The 14,858-nt window shown below is 53.4% G+C and carries 13 protein-coding genes; all 13 read right to left on the bottom strand.

Annotated elements, in window-relative coordinates; all coding sequences use genetic code 11:
• Positions 1-93: 93 nt before the first annotated feature.
• Positions 94-2,166 carry a hypothetical protein gene (locus L9059_RS01680; RefSeq protein WP_247286447.1) on the bottom strand — a complete coding sequence of 691 codons (2,073 nt, stop codon included), beginning with the start codon at positions 2,164-2,166 and terminating at the stop codon, positions 94-96.
• A complete protein-coding gene (locus L9059_RS01675; protein ID WP_247286438.1) occupies positions 2,166-3,557 on the bottom strand; it encodes a hypothetical protein in 1,392 nt (463 codons plus the stop codon). The genes L9059_RS01680 and L9059_RS01675 overlap by 1 nt, the downstream gene beginning before the upstream one ends.
• Entirely contained in the window at positions 3,554-4,435 is an 882-nt protein-coding gene (gene traF, locus L9059_RS01670; RefSeq protein WP_247286437.1) for a conjugal transfer protein TraF, read from the bottom strand. Before traF ends, L9059_RS01675 begins: the two co-directional genes overlap by 4 nt.
• Positions 4,436-4,442: 7 nt before the next feature.
• Complete coding sequence (locus L9059_RS01665) at positions 4,443-5,141, bottom strand: sel1 repeat family protein (protein ID WP_247286435.1); 699 nt, start codon at positions 5,139-5,141, stop codon at positions 4,443-4,445.
• Between the two features lie 67 nt (positions 5,142-5,208).
• Entirely contained in the window at positions 5,209-5,898 is a 690-nt protein-coding gene (locus tag L9059_RS01660; RefSeq protein ID WP_247286433.1) for a lysozyme family protein, read from the bottom strand.
• Complete coding sequence (locus L9059_RS01655) at positions 5,895-6,554, bottom strand: hypothetical protein (RefSeq protein ID WP_247286431.1); 660 nt, start codon at positions 6,552-6,554, stop codon at positions 5,895-5,897. The genes L9059_RS01660 and L9059_RS01655 overlap by 4 nt, the downstream gene beginning before the upstream one ends.
• Positions 6,535-7,842 (bottom strand): hypothetical protein, encoded by a 1,308-nt coding sequence (locus L9059_RS01650; RefSeq protein ID WP_247286430.1) that lies wholly within the window; start codon positions 7,840-7,842, stop codon positions 6,535-6,537. Before L9059_RS01650 ends, L9059_RS01655 begins: the two co-directional genes overlap by 20 nt.
• A gap of 362 nt (positions 7,843-8,204) precedes the next feature.
• Positions 8,205-11,084, bottom strand: coding sequence for a VirB4 family type IV secretion system protein (locus L9059_RS01645; RefSeq protein ID WP_247286428.1), 2,880 nt, complete (start codon positions 11,082-11,084; stop codon positions 8,205-8,207).
• Positions 11,077-11,553, bottom strand: a complete 477-nt coding sequence (locus L9059_RS01640; protein ID WP_247286426.1) for a hypothetical protein — start codon at positions 11,551-11,553, stop codon at positions 11,077-11,079. Before L9059_RS01640 ends, L9059_RS01645 begins: the two co-directional genes overlap by 8 nt.
• The gene (locus L9059_RS01635; protein ID WP_247286424.1) at positions 11,541-11,864 is read right to left on the bottom strand and encodes a TraV family lipoprotein; all 324 of its coding nucleotides are present in this window, start codon (positions 11,862-11,864) and stop codon (positions 11,541-11,543) included. Before L9059_RS01635 ends, L9059_RS01640 begins: the two co-directional genes overlap by 13 nt.
• 12 nt (positions 11,865-11,876) lie before the next feature.
• Complete coding sequence (locus L9059_RS01630; RefSeq protein WP_247286414.1) at positions 11,877-13,436, bottom strand: conjugal transfer protein TraB; 1,560 nt, start codon at positions 13,434-13,436, stop codon at positions 11,877-11,879.
• Positions 13,433-14,227, bottom strand: coding sequence for a hypothetical protein (locus L9059_RS01625; RefSeq protein WP_247286412.1), 795 nt, complete (start codon positions 14,225-14,227; stop codon positions 13,433-13,435). Before L9059_RS01625 ends, L9059_RS01630 begins: the two co-directional genes overlap by 4 nt.
• Positions 14,224-14,856, bottom strand: coding sequence for a hypothetical protein (locus L9059_RS01620; protein WP_247286410.1), 633 nt, complete (start codon positions 14,854-14,856; stop codon positions 14,224-14,226). The genes L9059_RS01625 and L9059_RS01620 overlap by 4 nt, the downstream gene beginning before the upstream one ends.
• Between the last annotated feature and the right edge of the window lie 2 nt (positions 14,857-14,858).

The raw sequence follows: 14,858 nt of genomic DNA, 5'->3' as shown, positions 1-14,858 counted from the left end.
CAGGGTCGACTCCATGCCGACCTGTCGCCCGGCATTGTGCGGATATACCACCGAAATAAAAAAAGCCCGCGTTTTCGGCGGGCTTTAGGCTAGCTATTTTGTTGAGTACGGGCCTTTGGGTCCGCCGTACTGTCCTGAGTTCGTTGGAGGAGAGGTGGTCGAAGTGCCACCTCCACTTGGAGTACTGGTCTTGGGCAAAGCCAAATTACGCGCGGCTCCTGCAGTAGAAGATGGTTGTGCTTTGGGAATGTTCAAATTGACGTTCAAATTTGCAGGCCCGTAGCCTCCACCTAGTCCTCCGCCTCCACCACCGCCACCGCCACCGCCACCGCCCACAGCTTTTCCGGCAGAGGCCGCTGCACCGCCAGCACCTTTGGCTAGTGAGCCGGCCATTTTGGCAGGTCCTCCCACGACGCTCATCGCCGCACCTCCAATTTTAAGTCCCGCCGCTACGACCGCTGCCCCAGTGGCGGCCATACCCGTCGCGGCACCCGCTGGATTGAAGCCTGAGAGACCTTTTACATCATCCCAGATCAGCATCTTGGCTATGATTATTTCTACTGCAGTTAGCGCCATAAAAATTACATATTGCGCCGATCCTGCAGAAATGAGGAGAGGATAGTTCTCTGAGAAATTGCCGGCTTGCAGTCCGCTCATTAACTCGCCATTCATCGCTAGGGTAGTAGAGGCCATAGTAAGGCAGAGGTTATTTATGAACGGGACCATATATGAAAAGGCCAGTAGTTTTATATAGCTAACTAGCATGCTCGGATTAAAAAAAACAGCGAACACACAGATTACTGGAAAGAGAACTACAAGCATCCCGGCCAGCATTGCACAGCCGTTTATCATCGTAGGAATTTTAAACTTAAGCATCCACTGGCGGAATTCCATTCCAAGGTCTTGCATAGCTGTCATGACTTCGTTGGTCAGGTTTTCGACCCCGAAATTAGTTTTCTGGGTGTCGAACGTCACAGAACCATTAATTGGAATTCCTGTGCCCTTGTTGGCCTGCTCCTGCTCAACCCGATTATTAACATCGTTAATCAATTTAGCTTGTGCTGATTGAAAGTCGCGCATGTATGCGGTTTGCTCTCCCGCAGGCACTACCTGTTTTATTGCCGCCGTCCAGTTTGCGACCGCCTTTGTCACAAGCCCGTACATTTGCAGACAGTCCTTTGGGTAAAAACGCGCTTGCCGGTCCTCAGGAATCGCGCTGCCCTCGACATAGTCAGAATTGGCGTAAAGACTGTTGTCCGCGGAGTCAGTGATTTTCTCAAACTCATGGACCCCTTCAGTAGCTTTTTTAGGGTTTATCTGCCGGACGTAAAACTCTTTAGAAGGCATTAAATATCCACCCTGGGAGTTTTGCTCGCTGAAAAAATTTTCGTCTTCTGGTATAGCCGCTAGCAAAGCACGTCCCTTATCTACCCCTTCGGCCACGAATGACTCGCTAGCAATGGCCCCTAGGTTGGGGTTGTCATCCCCGAAGATTATCGGTTGAGCCTTAAGGCTACTGGAGGATACTTTGTTCTTTAATGCATCATATGACTGTTGAGTTAGCCCAATAATCTCAACCTGGTTAACGCCGGATGATCCGAATAGCCCGACCGCCCGGCCGGCCGTCCGTGTGTCCGGAGTCGAGCCTGCTGATGCGGTAAGGGCGGCTTGGCATTTACTGATGTAGTCTTGATACAATTGCTTTGCAGGACTGTTGTTAAATTTTGCCATCGTCGATTCGTCAGTGACGTGGTAGGCATTAGCGAACGCCAACTCCATAGCCGATTCGTCGTTAACGTTATCTAGGGCCGATTTCATAAGTTGGTAAACGTTACCCACCAGTTTCAAAGACCATCCAGCACCAGCCGATAATCCAACCGGGCCCCCTGAAGGCCCTACCTTGTAAGTCCCTGGTTGGAGCAACATTGCCACCAGCATCACAATGCCAAAAGCGCTGGCCGCTGTTTTCAAGCGGTCTACCGGCGCTTTCATTGTCAGTACACCGACCCATGCTAATCCGCCATATAGGCAAAGGTTCATGGCTGCAGCCGTCAGCGTCTGATTGTACGCCTGCCACATGTTTATGTAGTGAGCCACTAGGTCCGCAAAGTTGGAGTTTACGAATTGTAGTAGTCCGTAATCCGGTACCTCGGTTTCGAGGGCCATTACTGAGTCGCCTGCTGGGTATTTACGAAGACCTTATTCCTCTCCTGATCATGTTTTATCCGAGCTTGTAGTGCTTGATATTGCTGGCGCAACGCGGCGGCGGACAATCTGGTCTTTTCCACTACCATTGGGCTCAGGGTGTTGTCCGGTTGGTTTGCAATACCGCTAGAAACTCCGATCTCAATCTTCGAGATTACGTCATCTAGTTCCTTCATCATGGCTAACGTAGCGAGTTGGCGTTCAGTCGACAGGAATAGGGCCGGTGCACTACGAGCAAGGCCACGCATGTACTTATGCTCACCTTCGCTGATGGTGATATCTGCACGGGCGACTAGATCTTTGTGCGCTTGAGTTGTTTTAAAGCTAGCGTTGTCAGCGGCGTACACCTTCTGGTAAAGGCCCATGTACTCAGTTGTCATCGATTTGGAGAGGCTTTCGAGCGTAACTGACCGCGGAATTACTGTCGTAGCGTCTTCCTTTGATCCATACGAAGGAATCAACCCCGAATATTTTTTTATGTCTTCGCACCCTAACTCGGAGGCCGCAAAAACCAACCCAGCGGTGCCTTCCGGTGCGGTATTAGCGCAACCCTTACCTGCAATTCTGGATGGGCTAAGACCCCCTGTGATAAGTCCCGTGCCATTTCCTGAACCCGTACCCGCACCAGGGTTGGCGCCTCCTACAGAAGCGTTCCAGCCAATCAGTCCGCCGGTAGCGCCTGTGACCTTGCCCATCAGGCTATTCGCCCGCTCGACGCCTTTCTGTTTGTAATCACCCATCTGGCGGACTAAAGAGCCTGTTAAGCCTTCACCAGCCATGCACTTGGTGCTTTTGAAGCCTTCGTCGACGGTGCAGTCCGCTTCTGCGAGCTCCTGCTTTTTTTCTTCGTACGCTTTATCAGCTTTCCCGCGAACGCCTGAACACGTCAAATTGCTCATATCAAGGCCAAATTGGCCCACTGAGTTCAACTGGTCGATGACCGACTTCACGGTTGGTTGGCTATATGCTAAGTACATAATTGCCAAACTCGGGGCGTTTGAGATGAACTGTTCAACCATTTGGGCGTACTGGCCCATATTTCCGTCTAAGACAGTTCCCAAGTTTAGACCGTTGCAACCTACTCCGACTTCAGTCGCACCATAGCCATCCACAACTCCAGTTCTTTGATCTTGAAACGGAGTAAATGTATCGAAACTAAATGATCCCCCCTTGTTGGCGTCCATTACGGCTGAGCCTTTGATGGACTCTCCAAATAACCCGGTTACATCAGTCATTTTTCGAGTCCACGGGGTATCCATGGACGCCCCAGTGTCATCTGCAGCGAAGGATGCAGTAGAAATGATCATGAACAGACTTAGGATAGCTTTGGTAGTGAAGTTCATGTTTTTCATTGTACTTTCTTCTCTTCCTGGATATATGTCATGGCTTGGAACTGATCTTCCAGCTGCGCGAGTGTTCTGTGGCCAATCAGGCTCTTTCGTCGCTCCACCTTGGTGTTGTCAATCCAAGATATTGGCCAGGACGTCAGCCCCATTTTTTGGAGGCCCATGCGTTCGTCCCGGGACAGCACGCGCCCAGACAAACCCCGTTGCGTGACATGCTTGAGGAACGCATCACGATCACCATCGAGCTGAAAGACTTTTATCTTAAGCTTGGGATACTTCTGCTGTACCGTCGAAAGCGTTTGCAACTGCTTTTCACAGACCGGGCAGGTGGACTCGACGAATACAGACATACTCACGTTGTCGGTGTCTATATATTTGACGGCGGACGCTTTTTCAGCGGCAGCGTCTAGCCCCTTGATGTTCTGCAGATCTCCGGTCTTCCACATCGCCATTTTGTATAGATTTGCAGATTTGTGGTATTCACCCCAAGTCCTGTCCATGTAACTCACGAGCGCGGCAGCTGCTTCTGGCGATTGCTCTAATTGAAGTCTGATGACTGCACTGGGTGTCCCAGGTTGAAAGTTGAACTCAATATCATTCTTTCCCAGCATGCGCATGGGCGCTTGCGGGTTTTTCTTGGCATTGCGATTGAGCTCAGTGCAGTTCTTCATCCACTGCATGTTCTGACATTCTAAAATGTTTGGAAGCTTGTCCAGTTCCGCGTTCTCGCGATCCTCATTGAACTTGCCTACTTTAGCCAAGGCCACAGCCATGGCGTTTGAAAGTAGTTCGTTGGCGTCAGTGGCCTCCGACATTACAAACGGTGCGTTGAAGGCTAAGCCTCCGGCGATGAACGCCAAAGCAAATTTTAGTGAGCTTTTCATAAGTTCCTTACCGGAGGACGGCAGATAGTTCGGTGATGATTGTTTGCGCGTTGCTCAGAATCTTGGGCCTGCCCTGTTGGGATACCATGACAATGGCTGGTGTCGAGCGGACGCCATATTTGCGTGCCTCTTCGCCGTTCAGGTCTGGTTGGAACCCCGTTAGTGGAAGGTTGGCGATCGCCGGTGTGAAAACGCGCCGAGGGTCCCAAGTTGCCTGGTCAATCAATACGAAGTATTCGAAGGCGACTTTGTCGCCGAAACGAGCCTTCGCCTGATTGGCTATTTCCACGAGATCGGCGGCCGAGGTGGCGTTTTCAGTGATGAACATCTTGATCGTGGCCAGCGGTGTGGTGGTTTGCTGTTGGCCAACAAATCTGCCGACCTGGGCTTGCATGCGCGCGTATGCCTGCTTTGCGCCCTCTACGTCTTTGGGTATTGGCAATCCGGTGGTGCCTGCGATCGAGGGGACACCCCCTTGTCTATCAATCATGCCCTGAACTTGAGCGAGCATCGCTGCGCTGCCTTTGTGCCCGCGGTCTGCAGCTGCCTTGAAGAATCTTGCAGCCTTGTTCAGATTGTCCGGGTACTCCGGCGACTTAAGCATCAACCCTCCAAGGTGGTACATGGCGATGACATTTCCGGCCTTAGCCTCGGGGAGCAGAATGTCCCAGGCCTTTTGCTTTTCGCCCTTCAGCATCAACATCATGCCCTCACCTACGCGTTGATCCGCGTTGGTTTGGGGAGGTGCTGCATGGGTGTATGGCGAAATAAGGCTAGCGAGCAGTAGCCAAAGATACGGACGATGCAAGCCGTTTCTCCTCGTTGTATTTGGGCATGAAGTTAGCGAGATAGCGCTGGCGGTATTTCGGTGTCGCTGAGTGGTAATAACCCGCAGCAGCGATATCGCTTCCGTGAGCTTTTTTCAGTTCCGCCAAGTGGGCGGCTGCGTAGTTCAGGTTGTAGGACGGGTCGAACCACATCTGAACGGTCGCAATTCCCTGGCCATGCCATCGGTAGTTGACCTGTGCAATGCCAATGTCGGTATTGATTAGCCTAAGAGGCCGAATTCGGATCTCGCCCTTGCTGACCTCGCGGCTGTCGTCGGACCGCAGGCGCAGGGATCCGGCAGATTGCGCTGAGTAGGCATAAGCCCTTGCGGATGACTCAGTGGTAAAGAATCGGCGCGATCGTTGGCCGCTGTTCAGGATTGCCTTAACCATCCAAGGGGCTTGGGTCAAAGACCATAGGACGCGGACTGCAGATTCCTTATCCTTGAATTGGAAGGGTTCTCCATCTGCGTTGAAGGTCCATGGATTCTTGCGCGACTCCTGAGCTGTGATAGCCCTCAACACGATGGGGTCCACGCCGTGGCTGCGTGCTGCGTAATCAATGAGCGGGTCGTATGGTGAACCGAACACGGGGCTGGCAATGCCGAGCATGGTGGCCAGCAAAATCCGGATCAAAGTCGGCCTCCCTCAATTGTCGAGAAACTGTTTTTCTGCAGCCAAGCGACTGCACGCGCGCGCTCCGGGAAACTTTTGTCTAGGCGACGGAAGAGTAGGGGGTGTGGGTCTTCCGGAATCGTGCCGAGGTGCTCGTGGAGTATTTCGTGATGTACGACATAACGGACGACGCAACGCGGAGCGTCGTGCCCAAGTGATTTACTCAACCCCTGATGGATCAAGATCACTTTTTCACCGTCAATCACCTCAGTGCTGCCGGCAGGCACAAACAATGTGTCTGTGCTGACACGGTTAATGCGTTGTGCGATCAGGTCCCAACCTGGAACCCGAAGTTTCTGCAGCACTTTGATGTAAAGCTTCGACGCTTCTTCGTGGTTGATGGAAACGAAGGGTTCGAGTGCAGTCCGCGCTAGTTCGTATTCTTGTTTCATGAACAGGAGGACTGCAGCTTCGAGTTGGATTAGCTGCGTCTGGGTTAGCTCGCCTGGCGCCAGTTTTGGCTCGTCGGCTTCGCTAGCGCTGGGAATGCCCCAGCGTACTGTGATGAGATTTGGGGAGCGAAAATGGCACTCCGAGACTTCAGCAGCGGTTTGGGACAGGAACAGCTCATCCGCGCTGCTGATCTTCTCGTGAATGTTATATCGTTGAACACCCATTTTGCTGACTCCAGAACTTGTGCACTACTTGGCCATCCGAGTTCTGTAAGTCGAGGCGATCACCGGCGATCGAAATGCGGTAGCCGTCAAGGAAATCTCCTTGTCCAACCATGTTTTCCCCACCTGCGTCGACGACAAAGGCGTGGGCAACGCACGAGGGGCAGTTACGTGCTGGTGGGGCTACCGCTTTCACACACAGTTTCGGCCTCGGATAAACCTTCGCTGCGGCCACGGTGGCTTTCGGCTTGGCTCGTTGCTCAACAGTCGCCGAGCGTTTCGGGATGGAAGCTACGCTAGCCTTCGGTTTCGCGTGAGTTCGCGAAGGTTTCGGGGCCTGCTTGGCTGCCAGCTGTTCTGTGAGAGACTTAATTTCTAAGTCTTTCGCATTCAGCTGCGCTTTCATCTCTGACACATCGACCGCACTGCTTTGCTGACTCGGCTGTGGACTACTATCCGGGTTTTGAAGGGGAGTGCTACCCAAAACAGGGTCGTGTTTTTCGGCCCCAGTAATTGTCGGAATTGGTGTCGGCTTTGCGGGGGAAGGGATACCTGCAAACACATTTGGTGAGTCGTTGGGCGCCGGTGCGGTTACTAGGTGCTCTGTGGCACCGAATGGGCTGCTCGCTTGTTGAGGAACCACCGGCGCGCTCGGCGCCACAGTTGCAACAGGTTGTGGGGTGGACGGGGTGGAATCAGATGCCGAGGGAAATCCGAAGCCGTCACCAGCTGGAGGGATTTGTGCCGAAACTACTGGAACTGTCTCTGCGTCGAGTGGTTTCTGAAACGGACCTTCTAGGCGTAGGTCGCTAAGGGTCTGGCCAACCGCTGGATCATCCGCAGTTTGGTCACCCAGTGGCGCTTTAAGATCGCTCTCAACCTCGTTGTACGCCTGCTGCGAGCCAAGTGGGGAGTCAGTTGGTTTTGATGCGCTAGAGGCAGCTTTGACATCGCCTGGCTCTTGGGTTGGAGCGCCAGGGGTCAGCACCCCATTTTTTGCCAGAATAATCGCACAGACGACCACGGCGCCGAGGGCAACCTTCTTGCCGATGGTCATCTTCGCCTTGGCCTTTTTGTCCGGCTGTGGATGATCCTGTGGGTCGATCAACAAGGGGTCGCTTAGGTCATCAATGACAGGCTTGCCCAGTTGCTCAGATTCATGGTCGCCTACTGTAGGCTCCGCCGCAGCACTTCCTTCTGGATTTTTTGCCTTAGAGTTAAGGCTGGAAGCACCGTTCCTGATCCGTTCGATGATGTCGCCTAGGCCACCAGTTTTCTTTTCGTTGCTCATGTTAGTTACCTCCAAGGACTGGCAGAAATGTAGGTGCCTCTTCGGACCATCGGCCCGGGGCGATTTGGACGCATTCTTCGTGCTCCGGAATTAGCATTCCGTTCACGACGCGACCCGGAATTCTCACGCCGCATTGGACCTGGGGGGCATCCCATGTGAAGCGATCTCGCGCTCGCATCTTGCCCTTCATATCGGTAAGGACCTGGCTGACACCCTCGGAATACGCTCTGCGTTCGAGTTCGGTTTTAGGGGCGTAGAGTTCCTTCACAGGTTTGCTTTGCTCGGTATCGACGATTGTTTCGCGGGGCTCATATCTAGCTGAACATCCAGCGGTAAAAGCGATGCAAATGAATGCAAAGGCCTTAAACAAGTTGGCCATAACGGGCTCCGTAGGGGTGTGTTTTGGAGAGAGCAATAATTGCCTGCTGCCGAGCTAGCGATTCGTCCAGTTGGGTCTCACGAACAATTTCGGCTGTCTTAATCTCACGCAGGTTGTAGTCGTCTGGGTGTGAGCTCGCGATCCAGAGCGTCATCGGTGCTGAGAACAAACGGAACACGCCGGAGTAGTACAGGCTTTGGCTCGTGCGCATCCGGTAGAAAACTTCGGAGTACATTGGCGGTAGCGAAGCGAGGGATCTCCACAGGTCAATCTCCTCATCGGTGAACGCAAGTTCTTCCTTGGCCACTCGGTAGTCGGACTCCGAGCAGGCGAGGAAGAAGTAGTGGCTTGTGTTCTCCAGGACGCCGTCCTGAGAGTCTCCGCCTCCGCTCGTTTCCGCTTTGATCAAGTTCACGAAGTCCTTAACGGTCTGGCTAATCAGCAGGCACCCAGCGCCGTAACGGCGAAGCTCACGATAGAAGCTGGAGAGCGCTTTTGCGGCATTAGGGTCGGAGAGGGTCGCCCAGGCTTCATCGACTGCTACGATTTTTTTGCGGCTGCGCTGCAACTTGAATTTGCAGTACAAATCGATCTGGCGGAACAGAGCCAAAGTCACCACCCCGAGCGCAGGGGATTTTGACATCCGCTGCGTTTCGAGGACCGTGAAGTCGTTTTCCCAGTCAACCTGGAGGTAGCCGTCAAAGATTGCTGCGAACGGCCCGTTCCCCCAGTAGAGCGTCAAGTTCTCGGCCAGCGTTTGACCCTTCTGCTCTTGGAAATTAGTCTTGATTAGATACGGGATAAAATCGCGGAAGCGCGGCTCGTCCTTCGGGCGGGTTTCAACCCAATCTTCGTAGAAAAGGTCCAGTGCGTTGTAGAGCAGCGACGAGGTCACTTTGGTTAGGTTGGACTTGGTACTGCCCGAACCGTCGCCGGCCTCCATCATCATAATGAGCATACGCGCGACGAAGAATTTTTCGTCGAGCTCAGGCGCTTCGTGATTTCCGTCGTCGTTTTTCTTCAGTGCAAATGGGTTGATGCAGATCGGATTAATGGTGCGTTGGGTGACTGGCTCTATGAAGGGCTCAGTTGTCAAACGAACATAGTTGCCATTCAGAACCAGGCACAGACTCTCGTAGGAATCGCCTTTGTCGATAATCCAGACCTTCGGACGGTATTTGACACGCAAGGCCATTAGCAGGTTGTTAAAAGTGAAGGATTTACCAGAACCTGTGGTACCGCAGATCAGTGAATGAGCGGTGTTAACGCTATCGCCCCAAAGGTCCAGGAAGATCGGCTGACCAGCCCGGTTGTTCATGAGGATCGCTGGGTCCGCTACGCCTTGGTACTCAATGAAAAGTGGCGCCATGTGGGACACGCTTTGTGTCAGGTGCGGAATGCTACGCTTGAGCAGCTTCATGCTGGTCTGACGGAAGTTGAAGGGTAAGCTGTTACGTACAACCGCATCGCCCCGCAGAACTTCCTTGTGACCAATTCGCCATAAGCGGCGTTCGAGCGACATGGCTTGGTCTTCGATGATGCTCTTTGAAAAACCCATCAGATTGATGTGTACGGCGAGATCGAAGAACTGCTCGCGATTGCTCGCGTTCTCCGAAGTGATCTTGTTACGCACGGAATCCAGGTCAGAGCGCTGTTGGTCGCGCGTTTCTCGGTCTCCTATGCGCATCGATTCCTTGGCTGCAATCATCCGACCGCGGACCGCAAGCCGGCTCATTACGACCAGAGGACGCGGAACCAGCCAGTTCATCGTGATGAGGCTTTCGGACTCAATGCCTGCCATCGCAGCTTGCAACATGCCAGGGGCACTGCGAATCGGTTTGCCCATGACGGAAACGGGGCGAATGTAGTATTCGACTCCACGGTCATGGATGGTCCAACCCTCAGGTTCAGTCTCTACGTGGGCGAACGTAGCGGTTGCCGCTAGGTTGTCTCGGTTGGAAACGATGTTTGGGTTTTGTAGCGCTTCAAGGATTGGGATATCAGCCCGGTACTTTGGCGGCTCGATCTCGAAGCTTCGAACAGGGTTCATCAGAGCGTAGTGAAGGTTTAAATAACCCTGGCCAGTCAGTACCTCGGGATGGAAATTGTACGTGGCGAGCGCCTGCTCGATCTCAGTGCAGTACTGACCGAATATCTTTGCGTGTTTGGTGTAGGCGCGGTGAGTCATCTTGTTCGCATCCGCCAAGCCTACAGCCGCTAATCCCGCCTTGACGGTGGATTCGAAGAATTTCCCGAAGACGTACTCGGGCTCCCACATGATGACAAGGTAGAAATCGCTGATAAACGGGAAACGCCCTTCGCGAACTTCCCTTCTGATTGCTTCCGAAGCAGTTGCACGGACGTCTTCATCTTCTTCGTCATTAATTGCAGCGAGAGCATCGTCTTGCATCTGTTTCAGGGTCAGGTCAGACATTTGGCCGAAGAAGCCGTTTGCAGATGTTGCTGCTTGATACTGCCGGTCCATGATCGAGTGCGCGATCGCAGTGGCGAACTCGCCCGCGTCTGGGTCAATCTGGTCGTGGTAAAGCCCCATTATTCCCCGGATGTCGCGGTGTGTATGGCGGATGAACTGACCAGTGCTACCTGGTGGAAACTTGTTCATCACGTCAGCAAAGCACCCGGTAACCTCGAACAGGGCGTCGTTGTTCAGCATCGACGAATCGACGCCTGACATCTTCCAGATCCTGGCGAACCGACCGTCCTGGGTGTGGAAGTACCGACCATGCGATTCATAGAGGAACGCATCGGACAGCAGCTGAATTGGCATCCCCCCTTGGTAACCTCGCCGGGCGAGGCCCTCGAGTTCGGAGTCATGCAGGTGCAGCGCGAGTTTCTCAGCCATTGGTCGATACCTTCCGTGTTGCGGTGATCAGTCGTGATTCTGGATATACCGTGACTTGAGTAGCGCTTACGCGTGACAGGTATTCCGCGATATCACGCAGGGAGTTCGGCGCCGTGTTGATCTTCACAATCTCGTTTTGGTCGATGCTCGGATCAAACTCGGTCTCATACCCGCTGGCTGCTGACGCCAGCCGCAGAATCTCGCCAAGAGTCACGTTTTGTTTTTTGAAAATCTGCGGCCACGGGATTTCATCCGGCGGTGGCAGAGAACGGGTATCCATAACGTTTGGCTTGGTGAAGTACTTGCGGTAGAGAACAACGTCGGGCTGGCGGACCGTTAGGTCTTTACCGCTCCCGAGAATTTGCTTCTCGTAGTACTCGCGGATCGCGTCCTTGTGGCCCTGCGAAATGCCCTCGGCGTGCGCCAAGGGCGCTATCAGCACCGCTAAGGCAAGAATTAATTTGCCCAATCCGCGTCCTCCATAATTACGTAGTCCCAACGGCCGCCATGTTTCACCCCAGTTTTCTTGTCGGCATAGGGCACAACCCAAACCGGGGCTACCACGTCAGGATTACGAATCGGATAGTAGGGGTCGCTTGCGCCAAGCTCTGGTCGGGCCCGCAGACCTTCGCGCAGGAGTCGCACGGTGTCTTGGCTACCATTGGAATTTACGGTGTCGTAGATCTGGTCCATCGTTGCGCCGCGGCGAAACGGTTCGTCGTCACTGGCGCAACCGGAAAGCGCTAAGGCAAAAACAGAAACTGGGAAAAGTTTGTGCATGGTTGAACGCTCTTAAATCAGGGTGTCGTACATCGAGGCATCGATGTCGAACGGTTCGAGAGGCTTCACGACGCGGATAGGCTGATCGGTTACGAAGCGCAGCCGGATGCCTGGTTCAACGAGGATCGTGTCGATTGCAGCGTCTGCTTCCGCCTTGAATCGCTCACTGATCTTTTGGAACATCGAACCGATGCCCTGCGATACGGCTGCTTTGGTTGCATCGCCGGTGAGTTGGCTAGTGGCGCTGGTGGTGCCGTTCTGCGAGGCGCTGGTGTTAGTGAACTCTGCGGAGCTCAATGTCGTTGCGTAAGCGGCAGCTGCTGCGGCAGCAGCCTGGAGTGCCAACGTTCGGCCAGACGCCTTATCGAGCTTGCCGTACACGTCCGCTTCGTTATCGCGGGTATCAACGATGTAGCCGGTGGCAGCGACCATTTGCGGGCCGCCTAGGGCATCCCAGTAGCTCAGTTGCTCAACGCGTATGTTTGCCCGGCCGGTGCTTGAGGACGAAGTCCTAAGACCGGAGCAGAGACCCATCAGGTGAATGGTTCCGAGGTCACGCTCTACACCGTTTGGCCCCTTAAAAATGCCATGAACTGGAAGGACAATCGGCCGCGCAGGGATCTTCGCTGAGTCGGAAGCACCAGGGGAGTTGGCGCCGATCGGGCAGGCCACACCATGCAATGTGGTCACTTCCACGAACGAGAACGCGTTGATCTCGTAGGTATCGGCCGCCATTTTCTTCACGCGTGCTTCGTCGGCAGTCATTGCCGTTGGTTGGGCGGCAACTGCAGTATTTGCGTTTTGGCTAGCTGGGTTTCCCTGGCTGTTTCCCTGCGTGCCATACACATCATTGAATTGTTGGTCGAGGCTTCCACCGTTCTTGCTGTTCTGCCCTGTACCGCTAGGCGAGGACATGTCATTGAACAGCGACGCCTCGGAAGGGGAGACCTGTCCACCACCGCTCTTGCCTTGGAAGGTGGTCTGAGCCTGGGTCTCTGGCTTTAGTACAAAGTAGTTGGGGCCAAAAGGGTGCTTAGGAACTGGTGCCGCGCTTGGCCCGATTGGCGGCCCAAGGTCCAAGTCACCGTCAAACGAAAGCCCGCCCGACGGAATATTGAGATTGTTTGCACCCGTGATTCCCGAGAGGTTGTTAGCGCTTTTGTCCTTCTGGTTTATCGCGTTGTACAGGTCCTCAACGCCCTTCTTCTGCATCTCGGCAATTTTTTCACTCAAGGCGCGGCTTTGTGCATTGTTCTGCTGCTGCATTTCCCGCATCTGCTGATCGCGCGCCTTATCAGCCTTGATACGCTCCACTACAGTTCGGTTGGTTTCGGCCTGCATGGCCTCCAATTGCTTGCGGAACTGGGTAAGTGCAGCGTCTTTGTCCTGCCCGGTGATTTGATTGATGCCCGCCGGGCCTGCCTCGATGGCTACAGGGCGTTGTTGATTCGGGGCCTCTGCCTCGGTTTTCCTGTCGGTGTATTTACCAAACAGGAACATCGCCACGCCTACAGCCGCGATGATCCAGAGCAGCTTTTTGTTAGGACCTTGATTCGCGCTTGAGTCACTCATTTGCTCTTCTCCGATACGATGAAGAGCAGCCCGCGGTGCGAGTCCCCGTAAACCTCGGTGATGAATTCGGGAGAAGGGCCGAGTACCCGCGAGGAAGGCAGCATGGCTACTTGGCGCGCGGTGCCTATGGACTCTTTCACTGCTTTGTTGGAGTAATCGATCTGGTCGATCGCCACCTTAAATGAGGTGCGCCCACGGTTGACGATCTGATAGGTAGTGCCAACGTAACTCGGCCCTATGAGTTGTGACTGCAGAGAGAACTCGACAGAGCCTTGACGGAAAACGACACGTTGATCTTTGGTCAGCTTTGAAAAATCGTTTTTGCGGTACCCATTTGGTACAGTGCCATCAAACAGGTAGTTCATAAGACCCTTTACGTGGCCTTTACCGTCGCGGGCCAGTTGTGAGCGATCAACTGGTGCTTGATGGGTAATCGAGACTTGGCTGTCTGCGCACCCAGGCCGGGTAATCAGGTTGACCAGATAGGATTGGCGCGAAGAACCGTCAACTGTCACGATTCCGGTATATAGGGGATCGTGGCTTTGAAATGCCAGCTTGTTGGGGATAGGAGTGGGATAAAAGTCCAAGCCTTCCCTATTTTCAACGTTGATACCCTGAAGAAATGACTCTGGAAAAATAACCTCTGCCCGCTGAGTGTCATTCGATATGAACACATCAACGGGGGAGTTTTGATACATGACACTTCGCGGGGAACGGTTGCATTCCTCTTCAGCAAATACGGGTGTAGCAAGGACTGCGGCAACCATCGCAGCCAGAATAGTCTTTTTCACTTAATTATCTCCTGAGTCTGCAAATCGTCTGCAACGATCGCCCACTCGAAGTGTTTGGACGGCTTCACTGGTTTAAGCAAAAGCTTCACATCGAATTTGCTCTTGGCGAATACGGTGTTCAAAGTCGCACGGTAGCGGAACGCCTGGAATGAAACGATATAGCCCTGTGGCGTGGTTTCAATTTTATAAGGAGAAGTTCGTACAAAGACCTGTGTGATCTGTTGCTCAGCCGATTGCTTGGCTACAATTTTCAATGTGTCTTCTTGTACAGCTCGAAGACGAGAAGACATAAGTCTCATCGCTTCGTTGGCATTCGTGAACGATGACTCTGGAGTAAAGTTATAAAAGTTGTCCAGAAATACAGACACGAAAGAGATTAGATGGCGTTCAGGGATTGCGTTCTCGCTCACGAACACGCCGTCGGCGTTCGGATAGCCGTACATTACGCGTTGCCCTTGTAGCTCGAGATTAGTGCGTTGTAGCTCTGTATTCATGCTTACCAAATAAGCAATTACCCCTCCCAGGATTACGGAGACGGCAATAAACGCAACACTGATGCGATTGGCTTTTAACTCACCACGACCGAGCAGATTAAAGTAACGGAGGGGTGCGCCGTATTCATCACTCATAA

The organism is Pseudomonas violetae, assembly GCF_023072615.1.
Taxonomy (GTDB): Bacteria; Pseudomonadota; Gammaproteobacteria; order Pseudomonadales; family Pseudomonadaceae; genus Aquipseudomonas; species Aquipseudomonas violetae.
The sequence above is the reverse complement of the archived record's forward strand: the minus strand, read 5'-3'. Positions and strand labels throughout refer to the sequence as shown.